This is a genomic window from Bradyrhizobium sp. STM 3566, from assembly GCF_045571445.1.
GTDB classification, from domain to species: Bacteria; Pseudomonadota; Alphaproteobacteria; order Rhizobiales; family Xanthobacteraceae; genus Bradyrhizobium; species Bradyrhizobium vignae.
In genome coordinates this window covers 129,172-153,401 of sequence record NZ_CP120693.1, presented here as the reverse complement: position 1 = coordinate 153,401, position 24,230 = coordinate 129,172, and the positions used below count along the sequence as shown (strand labels likewise).

Sequence of the window (24,230 nt, the reverse complement as noted above, 5' to 3'; positions counted from 1 at the left end):
CATGTCCGTGAACGCTGCCGATTTCAACGATCCCATCAATCTGCAGGTGATGTGGAATCGACTGATCTTCATCGCCGACCAGGCCGACATCGTGCTCGGCCGCACCGCGTTCTCGCCGATCGTGCGCGAGAACCACGACTATGTGACGGTGCTGCTCGACAGCCGCGGCCGCGCGCTCGCGCAATGCACTTGGTCGATCCCGGTGTTCATCACCTCGCTGCCGGTCGCCGCGCAGAAATACTTCTTGCCGAAGTTTCCGGCCGAGACGTTGCAAGAGGGCGACGTGCTCGCCACCAACGATCCCGAGATCGGCACCGGCCATCTGCCTGACGTCACCATGATCACGCCGATCTTCAAGAAAGGCAAGGTCGTGGCCTATGCGGGCTCGATCGCCCATCTTCCTGACATCGGCGGCGCGCCCTTACACTCCGAGGCCAGCGACATCTTCGAGGAGGGCATTCGCTTCCCAATCGTGAAGCTGCACAAGGCCGGCGTTCCCAACCAGGACGTCCTCGAGATCATTGCCGCCTCCGTCCGCCTGCCGACCGAGGTGATGGGCGACCTCGAATCCATGATCGCGGCCAACAACGTGATGGGCCGCGAGCTGGTCAAGTTCCTCGACGAGTATGATCTCGACGGGATCGACGAACTCGCGGACGCGATCCACACCCGCTCCGAAGCGCAGACCCGCCGCGCGATCCGGCAATGGCCGAACGGCACCTACAGCGCCGAGGTGCTGCTCGACGGCTACGATACCGACGTCACGCTCAGGGCGGCCGTGATCGTCCGCGACGATTCCATTCACGTCGACTACACCGGGACATCCGAGCAGATTCTTCACTCGATCAACTGCCGCACCAATTATCGCTATGCTCACTCGGTCTATGCGTTGAAATGCCTGCTCGACCCCGACACGCCGAACAACGAGGGCTGCATCACGCCGATCACGGACGAGGCGCCGCTCGGGTGTATCCTCAATCCGGAGGAATGGACGGCAGGCAATTCGCGCAACCTCATCGGGCATGTGATCCCATCCCTGATCTTCAAAGCGCTCGAAGGCGTGGTGCCCGGCAAGGTGATGGGCGACAGCGGCGGCGCGCCGATTTGGGCCGCCAATTGCGTCGGACGGCGTGACGATGGTTCGCAATATGGTTCGGTGCAGAATTTCCATGGCGGGCAGGGCGCCCGCGCTGAATTCGACGGACTTGACACGCTGAGCTTCCCGTCGAATTGCAAGGTCACGGCGATCGAGATGTTCGAGATTGCGGTGCCCGCGCTCACGGAGTGCAAGGAGCTGATCGCGGATTCCGGCGGCGCCGGCAAGAGCCGCGGCGGTCTCGGCCAGCGCGTCGTGCTGCGCAATCTCGGACGCAATCCCATGAACATCTACCTGGCGTCGGAGCGCGTGCGCCATCCCTGCTTCGGTGTGGTCGGCGGCAAGTCGGGCAGCGCCGGCAAGGTTTACCGGAATGGCGAACCGCAGTTTCCCAAGGGCAAGGTCGTCCTCAAGACCGGCGATCGCTTGGAGGTTGAGACGCCGGGCGGTGGCGGTTGGGGCAAGACGTCGGAGCGCAGTGCGGAATTGATCGAGCTCGACCTTGCGGAAGGGTTGATTACGACGGCTGCCGCGAGGCAGATTTACGGCTATCAGCCCTCAACCGTGGCGGCGACCGCCGCCGAATAGGACAATCATGGGTCTGCTCGATGGGAAGATCGCGCTCGTGACGGGTGCGGGAACAGGGATCGGGCGCGAGACCGCGATCCTGCTTGCGCGGGAAGGCGCGGCGGTGGTCGTGACGGGGCGCCGTATCGCGCCGCTCCGTGAAGTTGTGTCCGTGATCGAGAAGGCGGGTGGCAAAGCCGTCGCTCGCGCGCTCGACGTCGCGTCGCGGGATGCGATCCTCGAGACTGTCGCCTGGGTGAAAGGCCATGTCGGGTCGGTCGACATCCTCGTTAATAACGCCGGCAGCGCGAGCAAGGTGCTGAACGCGCGTTTCATCAGCGAGGCGGAGTGGAACGCCACGGTCAACGTCAATCTCACGGCTGTGTTCAACCTGACGCAGGCTGTGCTGGATGACATGATCGCCAAGAAGGATGGCACGATCATCACGGTCTCCTCGCTGGCCGTCGTCAATCCGAACCTGCTCGGCGGAGCGGCCTACGGTGCAGCCAAGGCCGGTGTGAAGAACTTCATGACGTTCCTGCACAACACGTTTCGTAACCAGGGGATCCGAGCAACGACGATCCTTCCAGGCGAGACCGACACCCCCATCATGGACAACCGTGCGCGGCCGCCGCTCGAGGGCGAGCGGGCGCTGATGCTCAATCCGCACGACGTCGCCCGCGCGGTGCTGCTCTGCGCCAGCCTGCAGAAGGGCGCTGTGGTCCCCGAGTTGCACATCTGTCCGACTTTCATGCGCGATACGTCCGCGGACATCGAGACGGCCCGTTGGGTCGGTGCACCAGCGGGCCTTGCCGACAAGCCGAAAAGCTAGCGAAGAGGATCTCCCATGAACGGAGCCAAGTTGCGCGAGCGCCTTGCCAAAGGCGAGGCGCTCACCATGTTCACGCCGCATCACTCGTCGTCGGGCCTGGCAGTCCGCCTGGTCGAGCTCGGTGCGGATGCCATCTTCGTCGATTGCGAGCACGGCACCTGGAGCTTCGAGGATGTCCGGGTCACCGCCCAGGCCATCCGCGGTGCCGGCGGCGCCGCGATCGTTCGCCCGCATTCTCATGAGCGGCCGGTCCTGATCCGTTATCTCAATGCCGGTGCCGACGGCCTGATGGTGCCGATGGTCGACACCGCCGAGCAGGCGCGCGCGATCGTCGATGCGGTGCGCTACGCATGCCCGGCCGATCACGAGAAGCGGTTGGTCATAGCCATGATCGAGACGCCCAAGGCGATCGACGGCATCGACGAACTGGTCGCAGTGAACGGAATCGATGTGTTCTTCATCGGGCCCGGCGACCTCTCGCAGAACATGGGCTATCCGCCCGCGCCGCCGTTCGGGCAGCCGCGGCCGCAAGCGGTGATGGAGCGGGTTGCTTACGCCGTGAAGAAGATCTGCGCGGCCGGCAAGGTTGCCGGAACGCTCGTAACGTCGGATGAACTGCCTGCGCTGCTGGAGCAGGGGGTGCGGTATTTTTACATTCACTCCGACCCGTTCCTGCGTGTCGGCCTGGCTGGCGTCAAGAAGCTGCTTGCGCGCTGAGGCACACGCAGCGAGAGAGGGTCCCGTGGCATTCGAATTATTCAATCTCGCCGGCCGGCGCGCGCTGGTGACGGGATCGTCCCAAGGCATCGGGCTCGCTATCGCCCAAGGGCTGGCCGAGCACGGCGCCTCCGTGGTGCTGAATGGCCGCGACCGCAATAAACTGGATGCGGCCGCGGCAAGCGTCAGGGCCGGCGGCCATGACGTGGCAGTGACGAGCTTCGATGTGACCCGGTCCGACGCCGTTCGCGGCGGAATCTCACGTATTGAAGAGGCGATCGGGCCGATTGACATTCTCGTCAACAATGCCGGCATGCAATTCCGTACTCCGTTGGAGGAATTTCCGGCCGAGAAGTGGGAGGAGTTGCTCAAGACCAACGTTTCAAGCGCCTTCTACGTTGGCCAGGCAGTAGCACGCCATATGATTCCGCGCGGTAAAGGCAAGATCATCAACATCGCGTCGGTCCAGAGTGAATTGGCGCGGCCCGGGATCGCGCCGTACACCGCAACCAAGGGAGCAATCAAGAACCTGACCCGAGGCATGTGTGCCGATTGGGCCAGATATGGTCTCCAGATCAATGCGATCGCGCCCGGCTATTTCAAGACTCCCCTGAACCAGGCTTTGGTGGACAATCCCGAGTTCTCGGCATGGCTCGAAAAGCGCACGCCGGCGTCGCGCTGGGGCAACGTCGACGAGCTGATCGGCGCCGCCGTATTTCTGTCCGGCGAGGCGTCGTCCTTCGTCAACGGCCATACGCTCTATGTCGATGGCGGCATCACGACCTGTCTGTGATCAAGCGTCCCGTCGCCTCTTAATCAATTTTGCGGCCCTACACCGGGCTCGAAAGGAGTCCATACCATGTCGACGAAGCCCGAAGTGCTGATGATCGGAGCCTATCCTGCCTGGGATATGGAAGATCTCGACGCGCGCTACGTCGTGCACAAACTGTGGGAAGCGACGGATCGCGACCGCTTGATCGAAGAGCATCGCGATGGCATTCGGGCGATCGCCACGCGTGGAGAACTCGGCGCGTCCGCTGACCTCATGAAACGGTTGCCGGCACTCGAGATTATCTCATGCTATGGCGTGGGGACCGACGCTATAGATCTGGTCCACGCCAGGGTAAATGGAATCCGGGTGACCAACACGCCGGACGTGTTGACCGCCGATGTTGCCGACATGGCCATCGGCCTGTTGCTGGCGGTTGCGCGGAAGATTCCGCAGGCCGACCGGTTCGTGCGCGAGGGACGTTGGACCAAGGGCAATATGCCGCTGGTCACTCGGGTCACCGGCAAGAGCGCGGGCGTGGTCGGAATGGGCCGGGTCGGTGCGGCTGTCGCGAAGCGACTCGCCGCGTTCGATTGCGAGGTTGCCTATTTCGATCTCGCCAGACGGGCTGATCTTCCCTACACCTTCGTCCCCGATCTGGTGGAATTGGCCCGCCGCGCGGAGTTCCTGATCGTGACGCTGGCTGGTGGCGAGAGCACGAAAGGCATCGTCAATGCGCGCGTACTCGATGCGCTCGGGCCTGACGGTATTCTCGTCAATGTCTCCCGAGGATCGACCGTGGACGAAACGGCTCTGATCCGAGCGCTAGAAGCCAAGGCGATCAAGGGAGCAGGCCTTGACGTGTTCTGGAATGAGCCAAATATCGATGAACGGCTTTTACCCCTAGAAAATGTCGTCGTTCAACCGCATCACGCCTCAGGCACGACAGAAACACGACGCGCCATGGGCAAGCTGGTTCGCGACAACCTAGCGGCACATTTCTCGGGCTCGGCGCTGATCACACCCGTGGCCTGAGGAGAAAGCGATGAAAGTCGTCGTCATTCATGCCGCTCACGACCTCCGGATCGAGGATCGTGAATCCGAAACTCCCGGACCCGGCCAGGTCGAGGTTGCCATCGAAGCGGGCGGCATCTGTGGCTCCGACTTGCACTATTTCAATCATGGCGGCTTCGGCACGGTGCGGATTCGCGAGCCGATGATCTTGGGCCACGAGGTCGCTGGTACGATCAAGGCGATCGGCAGGGGCGTCTCCAAACTCGGCATCGGTGATCGGGTCGCCGTTTCTCCGAGCAGGCCTTGCAATGCCTGTGAGTACTGCCTGCGCGGTCTGCAAAACCAATGCCTCAATATGCGCTTCTATGGTAGCGCCATGCCGATGCCGCACATTCAAGGGGCATTCCGCGAGCGTCTCATTGCCGAGGAGTGGCAATGCTACAAGGTGCGCGACGGAGTTTCGATCAACGAGGCCGCCTTTGCCGAGCCGTTCGCCGTAGCTTTGCATGCGGTTGCGCGCGCTGGATCCTTGCTCGGTAAGCGCGTCCTCGTCACCGGCTGTGGTCCGATTGGGGCCCTGACAATCATCGCCGCTCTCGCGCACGGGGCACAAGAAATTGTCGCAACCGACGTTATAGACCCGGTGTTGAGCAACGCGAAGCAGATGGGAGCCAATCGTATCATCAACGTCGCGACTCATCCGGAGAAGCTTGCTGCCTATGCAGCAAACAAGGGTTACTTCGATGTGCATTTTGAGGCATCAGGAAACGAGCGCGCCATCCGTTCCGGGCTCGAGGTCTTGAGACCACGGGGCGTGTTGCTGCAGCTGGGACTCGGAGGCGATATCTTGTTTCCTCAGAACACGATCGTCGCGAAAGAGATCGAGGTTCGCGGGACTTTCAGGTTTCATGAAGAGTTTGGTCTCGCTGTCGACCTGATCAATAGGCGGGCCATCGATGTGAAGCCGCTTCTCACCGGCTGCTACGGTCTTGACGAGGTACAAACCGCCTTCGCCCTTGCTGGGGACCGGAGCCGGTCGTTGAAGGTCCAATTGAGTTTCTGAAGATTGCTGCGTTTCCCGGCCGCTGCCTCCGACGGCTCCGTGCGCGACTCAATCCTCAGTGAACCTACTCCTTAAGGAGATCTAACATGAACCTCTACAGCGGGCCCGTCTTCGAGATGGCGCGGGAGCAGTTTCATCTTGTTGCCGACCACATCGGGATCGAGGAGAAGGCACGCGACCGCCTGCTGTATCCCAAACGGGCTATCGCGGTTTCGATTCCAGTAAACATGGATGACGGACAAACGAGAGTCTTCCAGGGCTATCGTGTTCAGCATCACCTGACACTCGGCCCAACAAAGGGCGGCACTCGCTTTTCGCCGGATCTTGATGTCGGCGAGGTCGCTGCCTTAGCCATTTGGATGAGTTGGAAATGCGCCTTAGCCGGGCTTCCTTATGGCGGCGCCAAAGGCGGGGTGGCCTGCGATCCGCAGGAGCTCTCTTCGCGCGAACTCGAGGCCGTCAGCCGTCGCTATATGCAGGAGATGATCCCGTTCGTTGGACCAAACACCGACGTGATGGCACCCGACATGGGCACCAACGAGCAGGTAATGGCCTGGTTTATGGACACCTACTCCATGTACAACGGACACGCCATCAATGAAATCGTCACAGGAAAGCCGGTGGCGATCGGCGGCACTGCGGGAAGGCGGGAGGCGACGGGGCGCGGAGTTGCGCACCTTGTGAACCGAGCGCTCGAGCAGATCCAGGTCAGGGCATCCAGTGCCACGGCGATCGTTCAGGGGTTCGGCAACGTCGGCAGCATTTCGGCCTATATCCTTGCCCGAGAGATGGGTGTGAAAATCGTCGGCCTCGGTGACCACACCGCGGCCTACTATGACGCCTCTGGCCTGCCGTTAGAGGCCATCGAACGCCACGTCAGGCAGCACAGAAATCTGGCGGGCTGGTCGAAACAGGCGTTGATTGATCCCTCTGAACTGTTGAGCCGCAAGTGCGACATTCTGGTCCCCGCCGCGACCGAGCAAGTGATCACAGCTGCCAATGCCTCGAAGCTATCGTGCCGCGTTCTGGCCGAGGGTGCGAACGGACCCACGACGCCAGATGCCGACGCCATCATTGAGCAAAGAGGGGACATCTTCGTCATCCCCGACATCCTCTGCAACTCCGGCGGTGTGATCGTATCCTATTTTGAGTGGGTTCAGGACGTACAGCGGCTGTTCTGGACTGAGCGGAAAGTCAATGCGCGCTTGAACGACATTTTAGATGTTACCTTCGAGCGCGTCCTTAACCGTGCCAAACAAGATGGCGTATCGCACCGCATGGCTGCAATGGCGATTGGCGTCGAAAAGGTGCGCGAGGGCAAGAGGTTGCGTGGACTTTTTCCGTAACTGCCAAGCGCGATCTGCCGCTCACGCCCGCGGGGCGGGTGTCTTCCGATGAATACTGGGAACGGCTGCACACCTGGGCTTCGCGCGTCATACGGGAATCGATGCCGGCAGGAGTCCATCAGCTCGCGCTTCTCTACGGCCTCCTGCAACGAAAGAAGGTTCGTCAGATCCAGTTCCACAATGTGCAGGGAGCTCAGAACGATTTCGTCAAGGTCTATCACGACGAGGGCGATGTAAACCTATTGAACATCATACGTCTGCTCCGCGATACTCGATGGTAAGGTTCGCTGCTGGCGGACCACAGTCCCAAACATCCGGATGATCCTAAATACGTAATGAGATTGTTCGAACAGCGGCCGAACAGAGCACTGCGCAATTACCGGCGCACATAGGGTCGATCGGCCTCTGTCGAGTCCGAAGCCGAATACGGCGTGCCTGCTGATACGCTCAGCATCAGGAACAAGGCCCTGTGTGCATCATATCTGGCGGCCAGCCGGCTGCGTTGTGAGCCCGCCATGACCGGCGTGCCTTGCTCGTTCAAAAGGCACCATGACCAGCTCCGGCGGCGCCGCCTGAGTGAAATATCATAAAAAGAAAAAGCGTCAGACATCAGAAATAATTCTATCTGGCGCTAGGCCGGTTCTGCAAGAGGGACGCACTTCACTCGTCTGTGCTTATGAGATCGCGCCCAGATACATGTCGTTGCCAGCAGCTGATAAGTTAGATGACAGTTGTATATCCGGCGCGATGAAATTCGTCATGAAATGCGATGTTATGGCCGTTTTCGCCTTCGACTTACTTGCTTTTTTGACACCTCGCTTACGAGGTCTTCCGCATAAATTTGCCGCCCCGGGGCAAAGATGTATATTGTGGTGCTTTGCTAGCAATTCGAACTCTTCCTCATCCTATGATCCTTTGATAGGCCTTTCGGAGTGGCCCGTGCCGAGCGAAGCAACCATTGCTCTTCTTCGCACCGTGCTTGAGGAGTCTGCAGGGGCGTGCCGGCCAATGAGACCGGCCTTCGTGCGCACGTCGCTTCCAAGATGCTCGACGCCGCGGCGAGGAGTGAGATCGCGGCCGAGCGGCTAAAGCAAGTCGCGCTTGATGCCATGCGCTCTGCCCCGACGATGTGGCGCTAGCAAGCGCTGTCACCAGAGTACTGTGCGCGCTCAGCAACCAATCCTGCCACGTTCCCACAAAGCGAACTCAGGCTTGAAAAGAGAACTACAGCATTAGGCTGATTGACACCCTCGCTTGGGCAATCAACTCCTCACGACCTCTCCTCGTTTGTGCATTGTTGTCAGCGCGCAGAAATCGGCGCTTGTTTGCCTCTTCCCCAAAAGATGAACAACGAGAGGCTAAAGAGTAAGATGTTGAGCGGCACACCGCGCTTGACGGTGTATGCCGCACTCGGGTGCAGCTTGCTGCAGAGTGCGGCGATTATCTTCCACCTTTCGCGTGGCGAAGCCGGCTCTTTACGCTCTTTGGAAGCATGAAGCTGCTTATGCCTGTCGGACGAGGACTTGAGCTACCCATAATCCTGTTCTGAGGAGGGCTCCAGGCGCTGAATTCGACTGATCGCAGGAAGAATTACGCCAATGCCACCGAGAATGTCCAACAGTCCGGTGTGTGGCCCGGTTGTGGCGGTTGAGCTCGTTGGAAGTGCAAAAACCAGCTGGAAACCTGACCCGGCCAAATCCACATTGCAGCCAGCCAGTCGGTCATTTCATGTCTCTCGATGATTTGTACGTTATGCGGCTTGCCCGTTCAAAGAAGTGGCTGCGACCGTCTCGCCGAAGCGGAAACTCGACAGGGCCCAACTCCCGAGAAAATCGGGTTGATGATAGACGAGTGCAGCTGGCTCCTCTTCGGCGGCACCAAGCGCTACCATCAGCGGTATCAGGTGATCCTCGCGGGGATGTGCGATGCGTGCATCGGGCGCCAGAGTCCAGTTGACGACACGCTCACGCCGCTCGTCAGGCGATGAGTGGAGTAGTGTCTGCTGCAGCCACTGGTCAAACCGGCCGGATGGCGCGATTGCGGCAGGCCCCCTCAAGCCCAGATTATGAAAACTTGAGCCACTTCCCAGGATGACGACGCCATCTCGTCGCAACGGCGCAAGCAGACGTCCGAGCGAGAAGTACGTTTGGGGATCCAGATCGTGCCTGACCGACAACTGCACGATCGGCATGACAGCGTCCGGGTAGAAAGGCTGCAAAAGGCTGACCGTTCCGTGGTCGAAACCACGCTCCGGATCACACGCACAAGGAAAGCCGCCGGCCTGAAGCAAGGCCTGTACAGTCATTGCGAGCTCGGGCGATCCTGGCGCCCCGTACTTGATCTGGTAAAGATGTTCGGCAAATCCATGATAGTCGAACACCATGTTCGGTTGCGCGGCCGATGAGACGGCGAACTCCGCCGTCTCCCAGTGTCCCGATATCACAAGCACGGCGCGCACTCCGTCATCCCACTCGCCGCGGATGGAGATCAGCGAACGCTCAAGCGCGCTGAAGCGCTTTCGTATCGCCCCTTCCATGTACGGCCAAGGGCCGCCGCCATGCGAAAGATAGTACGTCGGTAGGAACCTTGCCGCCGCCACGATCAGGCTCTCGCCAGTTGCTGCGGCCGGACAAACAGCCCCTCAAGGCTCCACGCGCCCGCACCGGCAAAGGTCAGGTAGAGGAAAATGAAGCAGAACAGGATCGCCGCATCGCCCTGATTGACGGCAGGCCAAAAGCTCTGGGTTGCATGAAACATGAAATAGGCAACCGCCATCTCGCCTGCGCAGATGAATGCTGCCAGGCGGGTGAACAATCCCACCGCAATCAGGGCACCCCCCGTAACCTCAAGGATGGCCCCGACGATCAAGATGCCGGGGAGGGGATTGGGAGCGCCCGGAATGGCCGCCGGGAAGGCAAACAGCTTCATCAACCCGTGTTCCATCAACAACAAGGCAGTGATGATCCTCATAGCGGCAAGAACGCGGGGGGACCAAGCTTCGAAATCAATCACTGGGCTATTCTCCGGGATTGCGGGACCAGAGCCCGAGTGTGATCTTTTCCGCCGGATTGATCATCTGCAATATTGTTGAGGCATCATTTCCTGTCCTTTGATAATAGTCCGTCGCGAGACGGAGAAATCTATGGACACGTTGATGAGCCTTCGGGTGTTTTGTGCCGTGGCGGAGCTCAAGAGCTTTACCTCTGCAGCGAGCCGTCTTGGTGTCTCGCCCGCTATGGCCAGCAAGCACGTTGTCAGCCTGGAGGAGCGCCTCTCCGTGCGCCTGCTCCATCGTACGAGCAGGCATATCAGCCTCACGGAGACCGGCGCGCTGTTCTTCGAGCAGGCTCGTCAGATGGTTGATGGGTTTGACGAACTGGAAGCGGCCGTAAGCCAGACATCCGTCGCTCCAAGAGGACGACTGCGTTTGACGGCTCCGGTCTGGATGGCGGGACCGCTCTTCGCAAAATTATTGTCCGACTACAGGGCTCTCTATCCGGACGTGCTGATCGAGGTCGACCTCGATGGTCGCCTCGTCAATCTTGTGGAGGAGGGGTTCGACCTTGCGCTGCGGGTAACCGCCTCCCCGGACCCCGGTTTGATCGCCCGAAAGATCGCCGATGCCCCGTTTTTTTTGGTCGCCTCGCAAAGCTTTCTCGATAAGCGGGGACGTCCGGCCGCATTGGACGATCTGCGCGGCGCTCCGCTGCTAACTTATAGCCTGGTTCACGGCGATGGGGTGGTGGCTATGGAGACCAACCAAGGGCGCAAGACAATAAAATTCACCCCCGTCATGCAAAGCAGCAACGAAACTTTGATGCACCATGCATGCCTCGAAGGGATGGGTTTTGCTTTCTTGCCGAAATGGATGATCTCCCATGATCTCGCCGCCGGGCGATTGGAGCCGGTCTTTCCAGAAGAACTAATCTTCGCCGGCAAGCTCCTCGCCGTCTACCCGACGCGCAAATATCTGTCAGCCAAGGTGCGCACGTTCATTGACTTCATCGCGCGCGACCCGCGGCTCAAGTAGCCGCTCACAAGGCAAGGCCGAAGGTGACGACAAATATTGTCTCCCCGATCAGATCGATCACCTTTGCAAAGGACTCGGACGTCGGCGCTGCCAGACGTCAGGCGGCATGAAGAATGCCCTACAGGCTCAGCAACAACCCGTGTCGACCCAGACGCTGTCTGTTACCAAGGACACAAGGCATTTTGTCACTTTGCTCGGTGGTCTGGCATGCGGCGTGATTTTTCGGATTGCGTTTGAGGGACTGCCATCTAATCCTAATCTAAATTCACCCATCCCTGTCCGTAGGGACAGACACGAGGGTCAAAAGGCTAATATTGACTCGCCTCGCCATGTCCAGGGAGACAGGTCTTAAGTACCGCGCCACGAGTTGACATCGACCCGGCCCAGTTTTGGAGCGATCCCTATCCGACGCTGGCGATAATGCGGCGCGAAACACCAATCGCGTTCGTCTCTCAGCTTGGCTCGACGCTTTTGACCACACGCGAGGATATCTCAATCTCTGAGAAACAGATCGACGTATTCTCGTCCCATCAACCCGAGGGACTGATGAACCGCCTCATGGGCCACAACATGATGCGAAAGGATGGGGAAGCGCATCAAGTGGAGCGCCGCGCCTTCTTTCCCGCGGTATCGCCGAAAGCTATGACGGCGCATTGGAAGACACATTTCCAGGAACATGCGGATCATATCATTCGCGCAATCGAACCGGGCAGCCGCATCGACCTCATGCGCGATATCGCTCTGCCCTTCTCCGATAAATGCCTGAAATCCATCACTGGCCTCACCAATATTGGTTTTGCCGAGATGGATACCTGGTCGCAAGCGATTATCGAGGGGATCGTCAATTGCGCGGGCGATCCTGGGATTGACGCGCGTTGCCATGCGGCGACATCGAGCATTGATGCTGCGATTGACGACATGCTGCCAGTCATGCGCAAACATCCAGACCAAAGCCTGCTCGGCGTGCTCCTTGCCTCGGGTATGGCGATAGAGAGCGTACTCGCCAACGTGAAGCTCGCAATCTCTGGCGGCCAGAATGAGCCGCGCAAAGCCATCGCGGGAACCTTATGGGCGGTCCTGACCCATCCCGACCAGCTTGACCTCGTCCGCACGGGCGAGGTGTCGTGGCTACAGGCCTTCGAGGAATATGCCCGCTGGATATCGCCCATTGGCATGTCGCCGCGGCGAATCGCAAAGCAGTGGACCATCCGCGAGGAGACGTTTGAAACTGACCACCGTGTGTCCCTGATGTTCGGTTCGGCCAATCGGGATGAATCCTGTTTTGCGCCGACCTATTCGACATACGCCGCGACGTAACCAAGAGCGTGGCGTTCGGGGCTGGGCCGCATTTTGTGCCGGTGCCTGGGCCTCCCGCGCCATGATTGCGGAGGTCGCGCTACCGACACTCTTCTCGCGCGCACCGAGAATCGAAATCGCAGCCGACGAGCCGGTGCGGATAGGCGGCTGGGCTTTTCGCGGATTGCTCAATTTGCCCGTACATGGTTATAATAGGCGAACCGGGCCCTTGGATCAGCCAAGCCCTCGAACAAACGCGCCTGAGTACGACCGCTGACAACCAAAGCCGCTTACCCTCGGCATCGAGGATCCATAAGAGCCAGGGTCAGGGGCGGGATCGTCGCCGCCTTGCTGGGGGAGGACAGGTGGTGTCTCGTACAATCAGCTCTGTCGGGATCAAAGTTGAACTAAACGGCGCATCCCTGTTGCTGATACGCTGCAGCAGCAACTGGACGGCCGCCCTTCCCACCTCGCCTCGGGGGATTGCGACCGTCGTCAAAGCTGGACGCCACAGAGTTGCTTCAGCGATGTCGTCAAAGCCTACGACGGAAAAGTCCTTTCCCGGCGTCAAATTGCGCGAGCGCAGGCCCAGCATCGCTCCGAAGGCGACGATATCGTTGAAACAGACGATGGCCGTAGGCGGCTCAGGCAGATCGAGAAGCTGGAGCAGGTGAGCCATTCCGACATCGCGCGTCTCTGCGCCTGATAAAACCAGGCGAGGCTCCAGTGGGATGCCATGTTTAGCAAGAGCTTCACGATAGCCAGCGAAACGGTCGCGGCCCGTCGAAATGTTTTCATTTGAACCGATCATTCCGATACGCGTGTGGCCGAGCTCGATAAGATGGTCCATGGCCTTCATCATGCCACCGCGATGATCCGGCGATACGTAGTCGACTTTCGCCCCAGGCACGGTACGCGAAACAAGCACACATGGCAGGTGCAGAGCATGCAAGGAGTTGATGAAAGCCGCATCCGTTCCGACAGCCGGGACCATCAGTAAGCCGTCGACATTGTATTCGCGGACCGTGTCGATAAAAGCGCTTTGGCGGGCGACCGATTCCCCCGAATTGGACATAAGGACAATGCGGTTCTCGGCCGTAAGGGAATCCTCGATCGCCGCAACAATCTCGGCAAAATAGGGGTTGGTGAGATTGTTCACAGCCAGCGCGATCATTCGCGTATGCGGAAGTCTAAGGCTGGCCGCGCCTCGATTATAGACGTAGCCGAGGCCCTTGGCGACCTCCAGCACCTTCTCGCGGGTCCGCTCCGGGATACTGGGACTGTTCCGCAGGACGAGCGAGACAGTCGCCTTTGAGACGCCGCTAGCCTTGGCAATGTCCACCAATGTCGGTCGCGACTCGCCAGATTTAGCCTTGGCCTCCACTATCCCGGCGTCCCTTATCTAACTTCTTGATGTTGAAACAGCATTCACAGAGGCGGACGCCAGTCAAGTGCTTGGCGCTATCCTATCCCGTACAGCTTCAACATCGTGCGCATGCGATCTGCCGCGCGCTCCGGATCTGCAAATAATCCAATCGAGGCTGCAAGCCGAAACACACGGCAAAGATGCAGAACTGAACGGGCGCCTTGCTGGGCCCCCAGCATGGTGAAGTGATCCTGATGCCCGCTTAGATAGGCGAGGAACACTATACCCGTCTTGTAGTATTGGGTCGGCGCCCGGAACAGCTCACGCGACAGCGCAACAGTCGGATCCAGAATCTCGCGGAAAGCTTTGGTGCCGGCGGTTCGATCCTGATTGCCTAGCGCCAACAGGGCAGCTGAAGCTGCCGGCGCAATCGCGTCGAAGATACCGAGCAAGGCGTGACTAGACCCTTGGTCGTCTCCGGCTATCAGCTCCGGATAATTGAAATCGTCGCCGGTGTACATTTTGACTGCCTTGGGCAATCGCCGGCGCATCGCAATCTCCTGCTTCTCGTCAAGAAGCGAGATCTTGATGCCGTCGATCTTGCTGGCGTTATCCTCGATCATGCCAAGGCAGACGTCCATCGCGGCGGCCACCTCGTTATGGCCCCAATACCCCGCTAGCGCCGGATCGAACATCTCGCCAAGCCAATGCAGGATCACGGGCTGGTCCGCTTGGGCGAGCACGCGTTTGTAGACTTCAACATAGTCGCCAGGACCGCGCGCGGCGCGAACCAAGGCGCGGCTCGCCATGATAATTACCCGCCCACCGAGACGCTGCACGAATGAGAGCTGCTCCGAATAGCCCTTGATCACCGCATTCAGATCGGCGTCGGGCGCCTCGATATGATCCGTGCCGACACCCGAGAAGACGATCGACCCCGGCCTGGCCTTGGCGCTCTCGACTGTATTCCGGATCAGAATTTGTGCGGACTGCCAATCAAGCCCCATGCCGCGTTGAGCCGTGTCCATGGCCTCCGCGATACCCAAACCAAGATCCCAGAGGTAGTCGCGGAAACGTTGGGTCGCTTCAAAATCAATCGCGATATCGCGCATCGGAGAAATGTCGGCGCGCGGATCGGACACGACGTGGCCGGCGGATAGTGCAATCCGCGCAAGAGGCTGGTTCGGCTTTGCCGTTCGCCATGTTGCTGAAGGAGGCATGACGAAGTCCTCCATGCCCCCGTCATCATGAGGCAGTCGAATGAGAGTCATTGAGCCTTACCTCCTTTGTCATTCCTGCGGCGCACGAGAAGCGTCGTTTCGCCTTCCTGGACGATCGTGTCGTCCTGCTTTGTGACTTCAAAGGCGAGTGTGAGAATGCCCTGGCCACTATGCGACAGTCGTGTGCCCGCGATTCTTACGCCGGCGCCGATCCGGTCGCCCGAGAAGATCGGCGCCCGAAACTTCCAGTTCCAGCCAAGCGACGCAATTGCTAGGATCCGGACCGCAGACCGGTTCTTGAGCCCGTCTGTCAACGCCAAGCCCAACAGGCCGTGCGCGACGCGCCCTGGAAATCCAACAGATCTTGCAAACTCATCGTCCATATGGACGTCAAAGAAGTCGCCGGACAGTCCTGCAAAGCCGACGATGTGCGCATCCGTTACCACGAGGCGTCCAGTCTGGTAGTGGTCGCCGACGACGAGATCCTCGAACCAGTATTCGCCCGCGCTCAGTGCGCGCTCTTCGCCGGCCATCACAAGCTCCTGAGCGCGAGCCCGCCATCGACGCGGACCACTTCGCCGGTTGAATAACCGAGCTGACCGCTTGCAAGCATTGCCGCGGCCCTTCCAATATCTTCGGGCTCGCCCCAGCGCTTGATCGGCGTTAATCCCTCACCGATCAGGCGGTCATACTTCTCCCGAGCAACCGCTGTCATCTGGGTGCGGATGATCCCGGGCCGGATCTCGTACGATCCGATGCCATGCTCGGCCAACCTGACCGCAAAGAGCCGAGCCATCATGGAAAGCCCCGTCTTAGAGATGCAATACTCGCCCCGATCGGTCGAGGCGAACTCAGCATTGATCGAAGACACGGTAATGATGCTGCGGAATGCGGGTGACTTCACGCCGACCATTCGGCGCACAATCTCTTGCGTCAGAAAGAAGGGCCCTCTCAGGTTGATCGCCATGACGCGGTCGTAACTTTCGGGGGTCATTTTCAGGAGATCATCGCGGACGGCTACGGAGACACCGGCATTGTTGACGAGGCATTCAAGGCCACCAAAGGCATTCCAAGCCCGATCGGCGGCATCGGCGTGATGCCTCACATCGGAGATGTCAAAGGGCAGGGGCTCGGCTTCGCCACCCTGGTCGCGGATAGCCGCAACGGTCTCAGACAGATCCGTCGAATTCGGCAGATCGTTTGCAATCACTGCGAAGCCTGCGCCAGACAGAGCAAGCGCGATCGCGCGGCCAATGCCGCGTCCGGCCCCGGTCACCAAGGCCCGCGGCCTTCCCTCATGCTTCATGGGCGTTCGTCGCTCCCCTGGTTCGGCGGCTCTCGAATGGCGCTTGCCAAGGCCCGAGAGACCTGCTACTAGATCGTTCTACTAGATCGATCTAGTATATCGTTCTAGCATCACAAGCAAGCAAAATTATCAAAGCCGCGGAGGGCCCAATGGATCGTCGTGTAGATCGCCGAACAATTGTCGCTGGAATGGGGGCGCTGGGGCTGATGGCCGTGGGCGCGCGAGCGCAGGGCCTCGGCCCAATGCCGTCCTCCCCCGTTGCGCTGAACGTGATCGACGTCGCGGGCAATCTTGCGCTGAGCCAGAAATCGATCGACGCCTACCGGCAGCAGAACGCAAAACTGGTCTCACGGATCGCCTACACGAAAGCGCCCGCCCCGGAGCTTGCCAGCAAGCTCAAGGCGCAGCAGTCGGCCAACCGCGTCGACATCGACATCGTGCTCACCGGCACCGACGGACTCTTTGCCGGTATCGAGCAACAGCTCTGGCAGGAGTTGCTGCCGCAATATGCAAACGCTCTGCCCAAACCGGAAGACATTTACGATGCCGGCCCACTCAAGATGCAGGCTCTCGCAAAAGGGCAGGGCATGGAAATCGCGTACACGCCGTCCGGACCCTTGTTCGAGTACATGCCAGACCGCGTGAAGAAGGCGCCCAAGACGGCTGACGAACTGCTCGCATATACTCGCGAGAACAAGAACCGCTTTCTTTATGCGAGGCCGGCCAACTCCGGCCCCGGCCGCACGTTCCTGATGGGACTTCCCTATCTGCTCGGAGACAAGGACCCCTCTGATCCGCTGAAGGGGTGGGACAAGACCTGGACCTATCTGAAGGCATTGGGCGAGAACATCGAATATTACCCCTCAGGGACCGGGCAGACGATGAAGGAGCTCGGCGACGGAACGCGGGACATGATTGTCTCGACCGTTGGCTGGTACATCAATCCGCGCGTGCTCGGCATTGTGCCGAAGGAGGCGGGTCTCTTCGCGCTGGACGGCTTCCACTGGGTCTCGGATGCTATGTTCTTCGCCGTGCCAAAAGGCGTCGCGCCGGAGAAGATGCCCGTCATCATCGACCTGCTCAAGCACATGCTCAAGCCGGAGCAACAGGCTTTCGCCTATGACGACGGCTACTTTTACCCGGGCCCTTCAGTGAAGACCTCGACACTCGCCATGGCCCCGAAGGAGAGCCAGGACGTGATCAAGGAGTTTGGCTGGCCCGACTATGATCGCCTGATTGGCGCCGCTCCGCTCGAGATCCAGCTTCCTGCCGATCAGCTTGTCGCCGCATTCCGCCGTTGGGACGAGGAAATCGGCGGCGCCAAGCGCAAGTAACCTCCCACGACTGGGGCTGCCCGACATGGGGCAGCCCCGCTCTTTTCTTATGGACAATCAACACCTCCCGCGCGGTCGGCACACAGGATCAACTCCATGACCATTGCTCTTCAGAAATTCGACGAGCTCCGCCTCGAGCAGGTCCGTCGCGAATTCGGAACCTTGAATGCACTCAAGGATGTGACACTCACCGTCAAACGCGGCGAGTTCATCGCGCTGCTTGGCCCCTCCGGGTGCGGGAAGTCGACGACGCTCAACTGCATTGCCGGCCTGCTTCCGGTCACCGGCGGATCCATTTGGCTCGACAAGCGCCGCATCGACATCTTGAGGCCGGAAGAGCGTGGCTTCGGCATGGTGTTTCAGAGCTATGCGCTTTTTCCTCATCTCACAGTCAAGCAGAATGTCGGCTTCGGCCTGAAAATGCGTGGGGTTTCGAAAGCAGAAATCTCGCGGAAGGTCGATGAAGCCTTGGCCCTCGTGCGCCTGACGGGACAGGCGCAGAAGCTGCCCGGCCAGCTGTCGGGCGGTCAGCAGCAGCGCGTTGCCATAGCTCGCGCCATCGTCATCGAGCCACCACTCGTCCTCATGGATGAGCCGCTATCCAATCTCGATGCCAAGCTTCGTCTCGAAATGCGCGCCGAGATCCGGCGCATTCACAACACGCTCGGAGCGACAACGATCTATGTGACACATGATCAGGACGAGGCTCTCTCGCTTGCCGATCGCATCGTCGTGTTGAAGGACGGTGTCATCCGTCAGGTCGGAACGCCGAACGACCTCTATGAGAAGCCGGCTCATATCGATGTCGCAGACTTCATGGGCTTCCGGAACCGCATCAAGGGCCGGGTCATCCGCCAAACTGGGGCTAAAGCAACGCTGGCGGTCGGCGACAGCGAAGTCACCGGTACGATGCGCGTCTCGGTGCAAGACGGCTCCCAAGCCTACGCCGCGATCCGCGCAGACGATCTGACCACCGGTGATCCCGGGGCCAACGCGTTCGCCGCGCAAGTGGAGACCATTGAATACAGAGGCCGTGAGTTCGTCGGAACCGCGCGGACTCCCGACGGCATCGATCTCGTCTTCAGGTCAGATCACGCGGTGAAACTGGGCGCGCAAGTCCATCTGCGGGCCGCTCCGGATCGCGTCCTCGTCTTCAGCGAATAGGAGACGCACATGGCTATTGCTACAATTGCCGAGAAGCAAGAGGTCGAAGCTGGCCCAAGCCTACGCCAGCGGCTAGCCGCACGCGGATTGGATGCCGTGACGCTTTTGGTGCTTCCTGCCTTCGTGCTGCTGGCGCTGCTCTTTCTCTACCCGTTTGCGTACGGCTTGGTGCTATCCTTCGAACCAAAGGCGGGCTCCGCCTGGTCGAACTATACGCGCTTCTTCACAGACCCCTATCTCTACGGCACAGTCTGGAAGACGTTGCTTCTGTCGGTCCCGGTCACTGTCGTCAATCTGCTGATCTCGCTGCCGGTCGCATTCCGCGTGCGGTTAATGTATCGACAACGGCTGCTAACGACCATCCTCGTCGTTCCGATCACACTCGGCACCGTTCTGATCGCAGAGGGGCTGCTGAACTATCTGGGACCGCAAGGATGGTTTAATCGCGTTCTCCTGGCGATCGGGTTGATCGATCATCCGTTGCGCCTCGTTCACAACTACTGGGGCGTCTTCGCCTCGCTCGTCATCAACGGCTTCCCTTTTACGTTCCTGCTAGTGCTGTCATATGTGACCGGCATCGATCCCGTGCTCGAACAGGCGGCGGCCACATTGGGGGCGAGCGCGCGGCAGCGCTTCACTGACGTGTATCTGCCGATTTTGATGCCTGGGCTTGCAATCACCTTCTGCCTCAGCTTCGTCCAGGCCTTTTCCGTGTTTCCCTCGGCTATCCTGCTTGGTGAGCCAGCAGGAGAAACCCGGGTGATTTCGATCGCGGCTTATCAAGCCGCCTTTGAAGAGTACGACTATTCCATGGCGTCGGCCATCGCGATGATCATGGGCTTTGTTCAGCTCGCGATCGTCATGGGCATGATGGCGACCCGCGGTCTGTTCTATCGCGGGCCGGCCTCAGGAGCAAAAGGATAAGGTCATGATCCGAGACACTTCGCTTGCCTCCAAGCTCTGGATTACCGCGGTCTGGGCATTCGTGGCGTTCTTCGTCCTCAACCTGCTCGCAATGATTGCCTCGGTCGTCACCAGCTCCTTCGCTACCCGCTGGCTCGGCACCTGGTTTCCTGCTGGCTGGACGACGCGCTGGTACGCCTCCGCCTGGAGCGAGTTTCAGCTTCAGGACGTCCTGATTGTCACGTTCGAAGTGGTTGGCGCGGTCGTTGTCGTATCGGGACTTTTGGGTGTTACCGCTGCCTATGCGCTCGCGCGCCGCGATTTCGTGGGCAAGAAGTTGGTCATGCTGGTGATCCTGCTTCCGCTGATCGTGCCACCGATCACCTTCGGCATCCCGCTCGCGACCGTGCTTTATCAAACCGGACTTGCCGGTACGTTCTGGGGTGTCGTTGCGGCCAATCTCGTTCCGACGGTGCCGTTTGTCATCCTGGTCATGATCCCATTCATTGAGCAGATTGATCCCAGGATCGAAGCGGCTGCCCGGGTCTTCGGCGCAAACACCTTCAAACTGTTCGTCCACGTGCTGATGCCGCTCTTGCTTCCCGGCATCCTGGCGGCATTGCTGCTCGTTCTCGTCCGGACCATTGCCATGTTCGAGCTCACATTCCTCGTGGCGGGACCGACAAGCCAGACGCTGGTCGTTGCTCTCTACTACGCGGTCTTCGCCGCCGGCGTGCGCGCGGTCCAGTCAATCGATGCAATGGCGGTCGTCTACATGGTGACGACGCTGATTTGGCTCATCATTGCGCTCAGGTTCGTCAATCCCACTCAGATTGTCACGCGCGCCAAACAGCAGCCGGCTCATTAGGCCCATTTGACGTAGGAGAATAAAGGTGAAAAACAAGATCATCACGGCGGCGAAAGCTGCAACCCTCGTTCGCGATGGCGATGTCGTTTGTATCGGGTCGTCTGCGGGGCTCAATTGTCCCGATCGCGTGCTCGCGGCAATCGGCAAACGATTCCAAGCTGAGGGGAGCCCACGCGATCTCACCGTGCTGTCGCCCATTGCTGCCGGCGATATGTATGGAATCAAAGGGATCGACCATTTGGCCCAGAAGGGCCTGCTCTCGTCAATTCTGGCCGGGTCATACCCAAGCGGACCGTCGTCGCTCCCGTCTCCTGCGATCTGGGAGATGATCGGTAAAAACGAGGTTGCGGCTTATAACATCCCGTCCGGCATCATGTACGACATGGCACGGGATGTTGCCGCCAAGCGGGCTGGTGTTCTGACGAAGGTGGGACTTGATACGTTTGTCGATCCCAGGCTCGGCGGCTGCAAGATGAATGAAGCTGCGTCTTCCCGCGGGGAGATCGTGCACCTTGTCGAGTTTGCGGGCGATTCCTGGCTGCATTTCCCCAATCATGCTCCGCATGTCGCGATCATTCGGGGTACCACTGCCGACGAGCGTGGCAACATCTCGATGGAGCACGAAGGCGCTGTGCTCGGAATGGTCGATCTCGCACTGGCAGCGCGCAACTCCGGCGGAATCGTCATCTGCCAGGTGAAGCGCACGACTGCGGCCGGCTCCCTTCCTGCCCACAACGTCCACGTGCCTTCGACTCTGGTCGACTATGTCGTGGTGGATCCGGAGCAAGCGCAGGCGACGGAGATCAGGTACGATCCTGCCATTAGCGGCGAAACACGCCGTCCACTCGCCTCGTTCGAGCCCGAGCCCTGGGGTGTCGACAAGATTATTGCGCGCCGGGCCGCCTTGGAGCTCGCAGATGACAGCGCGGTCAATCTTGGCTTTGGCATCTCGGCCATGGTGCCACAGATCCTTCTCGAAGAAGGCCAGGCAGAGGCGGTAACCTGGGCGATCGAGCAGGGCGCCGTGGGTGGAGTGCCACTAACGGGCTTTGCGTTCGGATGCGCCGCCAATGCGCAGGCGATCTTCCCGACGCCGCAGCAGTTCACTTATTTCCAGGGAGGAGGCTTTGACTGCTCTCTGCTGTCCTTCCTGGAGGTGGACGCGTTCGGCAACGTCAACGTATCCCGACTTGCTGCACGCCCCTACTTGACCGCGGGATGCGGCGGCTTCGTGGATATCACCGCGAATGCCCGGAAAATCGTCTTCAGTGGCTACTTCACCGCAGGCGGCCTTAAGGTGTCCGCGGGCGACGGTCGATTGCGCATCGAGCAGGAGGGCAAGATCGCGAAGTTCATCCCCGAAGTGAGCCATGTGACGTTTAGTGGCCGGCGCGCCGTCGATCGTGGGTGCGACGTCACTTACGTCACCGAGCGGTGCGTGCTGAAACTCAAGGCGAGCGGCCTGACCGTCGTTGAGATCGCCCCGGGTCTCGACCTCCAGCGCGACGTCATTGCGAAAGCAGGGACGCCCCTCGCAGTTGCCGACGATCTCAAGCTCATGGACGAGAAGCTGTTCCGTCCAGAAGCCATGGGCTTGAAGATGCGAGGCCGTTCCAGTCACGAGCCATCGTCCAAATGCGCCGAGTAGGAGAACAGAGCATGTCAACCACGCTGGTGACGAACGACGCTTTCGAAGCGAGCATTCCCCGTCCGGGCGTCTTGCTTATCCGGATCGTTTCCAAGCCAATGGGAGCCTTCACAATCCAGGCGCGGCGGGATCTGCGAACCTTTCTGGAGCGCGCTCACGTGGATCACGCGGCAAGATGCGTTGTGCTCACCGGAACAGGAGCGGCATTCTCTGTCGGCTCCAACATCCGCGAGTTTGAGGCGACACCGGAGTGGATCGAAGCCGCTCGGCTCGCCGAAACCGGCCTCAACGAGACGATTGAACTCGGCCCGGTCCCGGTGATTGCGGCCTGCAACGGCTACACGCTCGGCGGCGGTGCCGTCATGGCGCTGGCATGCGACATCCGCATCGCCGGTCGCAGCGCGAGCTTCGGCGTGCCGGAAGCCAAGCTTGGCGCGATGCCGACGGCCACCGGGACCATGCGGCTGCCGCTGCTCGTCGGCCGCGGCCAGGCGCTGCGCTTGATTCTGACCGCGCAGCCGCTCGATGCGGAGGAGGCCTACAGGATCGGGATCTTCGATGAGCTCGTCGAGGACGATAAGCTTCTCGAGCGCGCGCTTGAGATGGCTCGTCAGATCGCGGCTGTCTCCCCGAAGGCGGTCAGCGCGTCCCGGCGATGTGTTTCCACAGCCCTGCGCCTTGGATATCACGCGGGCCTCGCGCTGGAAGCCGAAATCACCGTCCCCTTGGGGCTGTCGGACGATGCGATCGAAGGCAAGGCCGCCTTCGTGGAGAAGCGTGCCCCCAGGTTTAAGTAAAAAGCGAGATTTTTGATGCTCGATCGCCCGATCCGACCGCTGCCACTGTCCCGATGTTCAATCAACACCGCAACGCTTGGACATCGCTCTTCCATCCGAGACGTTATCGACCGCATCGCGCGGCATGGCTTTGGCGGCATTGCGCCCTGGCGGCGGGATCTCGAAGGACAGGACCACCGCCTCATTGGCAGGCATCTTCGCGATGCCGGGTTGTCCTTGAGCGGTTATTGCCGAGGGACCTACCTCCCTGGCGCAGATCGTAGTGCCTTTGAGGCGAACGTTGAAGACAACCGTCGCGCCATCGACGAAGCAGCGGCACTCGGTGCGCCCTGTTTCGTCTTGGTCGTTGGAAGCCTCCCGCAAGGGACGAAAGATCTCGCTTCGGCTCGGTCGCAGGTCATCGAAGGTTTAAGCGCATTGCTGCCTTATGCGCGAGAAGCGGGAGTTGGCCTTGCGGTCGAGCCCCTTCATCCGATGTACGCAGGTGACCGCTCATGCATAACTAGCCTCGGCGAAGCTCTGACGGTTTGCGAGACGCTCGACCCATCGCGCAAGGGCGGAATCGGAGTTGCCATCGACGTCTATCACGTCTGGTGGGACTGGCGTTTAAAGGACGATATCGCAGCAGCGGGGCAGGCCAAGCGCACCATGGCCTTTCATGTCTGCGATTGGCTTGTTCCAACGACCGACCTTTTGCTTGATCGGGGAATGACGGGCGAGGGGGTGATCGACCTCAAGACTATTCGCGCTCAAATTGAGGCGACCGGGTATGCCGGTTTTATCGAGGTCGAGGTTTTCTCAAAGCGCTGGTGGTCGACGCCTGAGGATGACGTTCTAGCCGCTTGTGCCAGGGGATTTGCATCAATCTGAAAAGAGATTGAAATGCTTCGGGAA

The 24,230-nt window shown here is 60.0% G+C and carries 21 protein-coding genes and 2 pseudogenes; 17 read left to right on the top strand and 6 right to left on the bottom strand.

The annotated features are described in order from the left end of the window. The first annotated feature begins 1 nt into the window (after position 1). From P6U27_RS37940 to P6U27_RS37905, 8 genes and pseudogenes are all read left to right on the top strand, one after another. Positions 2 to 1,684 (top strand): hydantoinase B/oxoprolinase family protein, encoded by a 1,683-nt coding sequence (locus P6U27_RS37940; protein ID WP_407123232.1) that lies wholly within the window; start codon positions 2 to 4, stop codon positions 1,682 to 1,684. Between the two features lie 7 nt (positions 1,685 to 1,691). Further along, the gene (locus tag P6U27_RS37935; protein ID WP_407123233.1) at positions 1,692 to 2,495 is read left to right on the top strand and encodes an SDR family NAD(P)-dependent oxidoreductase; all 804 of its coding nucleotides are present in this window, start codon (positions 1,692 to 1,694) and stop codon (positions 2,493 to 2,495) included. A gap of 15 nt (positions 2,496 to 2,510) precedes the next feature. Further along, positions 2,511 to 3,212, top strand: a complete 702-nt coding sequence (locus P6U27_RS37930) for an HpcH/HpaI aldolase family protein (protein ID WP_407194559.1) — start codon at positions 2,511 to 2,513, stop codon at positions 3,210 to 3,212. A gap of 25 nt (positions 3,213 to 3,237) precedes the next feature. Further along, positions 3,238 to 4,005: an SDR family oxidoreductase gene (locus tag P6U27_RS37925; protein ID WP_407123510.1), complete on the top strand. Its 768-nt coding sequence runs from the start codon at positions 3,238 to 3,240 to the stop codon at positions 4,003 to 4,005. A gap of 66 nt (positions 4,006 to 4,071) precedes the next feature. Further along, positions 4,072 to 5,016, top strand: coding sequence for a 2-hydroxyacid dehydrogenase (locus tag P6U27_RS37920; RefSeq protein ID WP_407194558.1), 945 nt, complete (start codon positions 4,072 to 4,074; stop codon positions 5,014 to 5,016). Positions 5,017 to 5,026: 10 nt separating this feature from the next. After that, complete coding sequence (locus P6U27_RS37915; RefSeq protein ID WP_407123236.1) at positions 5,027 to 6,058, top strand: L-idonate 5-dehydrogenase; 1,032 nt, start codon at positions 5,027 to 5,029, stop codon at positions 6,056 to 6,058. Positions 6,059 to 6,144: 86 nt separating this feature from the next. Next, on the top strand, positions 6,145 to 7,404 hold the full coding sequence (locus tag P6U27_RS37910; protein ID WP_407194557.1) for a Glu/Leu/Phe/Val family dehydrogenase: 1,260 nt from the start codon (positions 6,145 to 6,147) through the stop codon (positions 7,402 to 7,404). 1,385 nt (positions 7,405 to 8,789) lie between these two features. Then, positions 8,790 to 8,873 (top strand): annotated as a pseudogene (locus tag P6U27_RS37905) (DoxX family protein); the annotation flags it as partial. A gap of 281 nt (positions 8,874 to 9,154) precedes the next feature. Here P6U27_RS37905 and P6U27_RS37900 read toward each other — a convergent pair. Together P6U27_RS37900 and P6U27_RS37895 are read right to left on the bottom strand one after the other, a co-directional pair. Continuing rightward, positions 9,155 to 10,003 carry a DODA-type extradiol aromatic ring-opening family dioxygenase gene (locus tag P6U27_RS37900; RefSeq protein WP_407123239.1) on the bottom strand — a complete coding sequence of 283 codons (849 nt, stop codon included), beginning with the start codon at positions 10,001 to 10,003 and terminating at the stop codon, positions 9,155 to 9,157. A 2-nt stretch (positions 10,004 to 10,005) separates the two neighbouring features. Next, the gene (locus tag P6U27_RS37895) at positions 10,006 to 10,374 is read right to left on the bottom strand and encodes a DoxX family protein (protein ID WP_407123512.1); all 369 of its coding nucleotides are present in this window, start codon (positions 10,372 to 10,374) and stop codon (positions 10,006 to 10,008) included. Positions 10,375 to 10,546: 172 nt separating this feature from the next. Here P6U27_RS37895 and P6U27_RS37890 point away from each other — a divergent pair, with 172 nt between their 5' ends. Next, positions 10,547 to 11,434, top strand: coding sequence for a LysR substrate-binding domain-containing protein (locus P6U27_RS37890; RefSeq protein WP_407123241.1), 888 nt, complete (start codon positions 10,547 to 10,549; stop codon positions 11,432 to 11,434). A 372-nt stretch (positions 11,435 to 11,806) separates the two neighbouring features. After that, positions 11,807 to 13,007, top strand: a pseudogene (locus tag P6U27_RS37885) (cytochrome P450). Positions 13,008 to 13,055: 48 nt separating this feature from the next. On the opposite strand, the gene P6U27_RS37880 reads toward P6U27_RS37885, so the two are convergent. The 4 genes from P6U27_RS37880 to P6U27_RS37865 all read right to left on the bottom strand — a co-directional run bounded on the left by P6U27_RS37880 (position 13,056) and on the right by P6U27_RS37865 (position 16,622). Next, positions 13,056 to 14,114, bottom strand: a complete 1,059-nt coding sequence (locus P6U27_RS37880) for a LacI family DNA-binding transcriptional regulator (protein WP_407194556.1) — start codon at positions 14,112 to 14,114, stop codon at positions 13,056 to 13,058. 77 nt (positions 14,115 to 14,191) lie between these two features. Next, positions 14,192 to 15,367 (bottom strand): dihydrodipicolinate synthase family protein, encoded by a 1,176-nt coding sequence (locus tag P6U27_RS37875; protein ID WP_407123243.1) that lies wholly within the window; start codon positions 15,365 to 15,367, stop codon positions 14,192 to 14,194. Further along, a complete protein-coding gene (locus tag P6U27_RS37870) occupies positions 15,364 to 15,849 on the bottom strand; it encodes a MaoC family dehydratase (protein WP_407123244.1) in 486 nt (161 codons plus the stop codon). The genes P6U27_RS37875 and P6U27_RS37870 overlap by 4 nt, the downstream gene beginning before the upstream one ends. Then, positions 15,849 to 16,622: a 3-ketoacyl-ACP reductase gene (locus tag P6U27_RS37865; protein ID WP_407123245.1), complete on the bottom strand. Its 774-nt coding sequence runs from the start codon at positions 16,620 to 16,622 to the stop codon at positions 15,849 to 15,851. Before P6U27_RS37865 ends, P6U27_RS37870 begins: the two co-directional genes overlap by 1 nt. Before the next feature lie 149 nt (positions 16,623 to 16,771). On the opposite strand from P6U27_RS37865, the gene P6U27_RS37860 reads away from it, so the two are divergent. The 7 genes from P6U27_RS37860 to P6U27_RS37830 all read left to right on the top strand — a co-directional run bounded on the left by P6U27_RS37860 (position 16,772) and on the right by P6U27_RS37830 (position 24,206). Further along, entirely contained in the window at positions 16,772 to 17,956 is a 1,185-nt protein-coding gene (locus tag P6U27_RS37860) for an extracellular solute-binding protein (RefSeq protein WP_407123246.1), read from the top strand. A 96-nt stretch (positions 17,957 to 18,052) separates the two neighbouring features. Next, positions 18,053 to 19,120 (top strand): ABC transporter ATP-binding protein, encoded by a 1,068-nt coding sequence (locus P6U27_RS37855; protein WP_407123247.1) that lies wholly within the window; start codon positions 18,053 to 18,055, stop codon positions 19,118 to 19,120. Positions 19,121 to 19,129: 9 nt separating this feature from the next. Beyond that, on the top strand, positions 19,130 to 20,044 hold the full coding sequence (locus P6U27_RS37850) for an ABC transporter permease (protein ID WP_407123248.1): 915 nt from the start codon (positions 19,130 to 19,132) through the stop codon (positions 20,042 to 20,044). 4 nt (positions 20,045 to 20,048) lie between these two features. Beyond that, a complete protein-coding gene (locus P6U27_RS37845; RefSeq protein ID WP_407123249.1) occupies positions 20,049 to 20,891 on the top strand; it encodes an ABC transporter permease in 843 nt (280 codons plus the stop codon). 25 nt (positions 20,892 to 20,916) lie between these two features. Then, positions 20,917 to 22,539 carry an acyl CoA:acetate/3-ketoacid CoA transferase gene (locus P6U27_RS37840; RefSeq protein ID WP_407123250.1) on the top strand — a complete coding sequence of 541 codons (1,623 nt, stop codon included), beginning with the start codon at positions 20,917 to 20,919 and terminating at the stop codon, positions 22,537 to 22,539. Positions 22,540 to 22,550: 11 nt separating this feature from the next. Then, the gene (locus P6U27_RS37835; RefSeq protein WP_407123251.1) at positions 22,551 to 23,336 is read left to right on the top strand and encodes an enoyl-CoA hydratase/isomerase family protein; all 786 of its coding nucleotides are present in this window, start codon (positions 22,551 to 22,553) and stop codon (positions 23,334 to 23,336) included. A 15-nt stretch (positions 23,337 to 23,351) separates the two neighbouring features. Continuing rightward, positions 23,352 to 24,206 carry a sugar phosphate isomerase/epimerase family protein gene (locus P6U27_RS37830; protein WP_407123252.1) on the top strand — a complete coding sequence of 285 codons (855 nt, stop codon included), beginning with the start codon at positions 23,352 to 23,354 and terminating at the stop codon, positions 24,204 to 24,206. Positions 24,207 to 24,230: the final 24 nt, after the last annotated feature.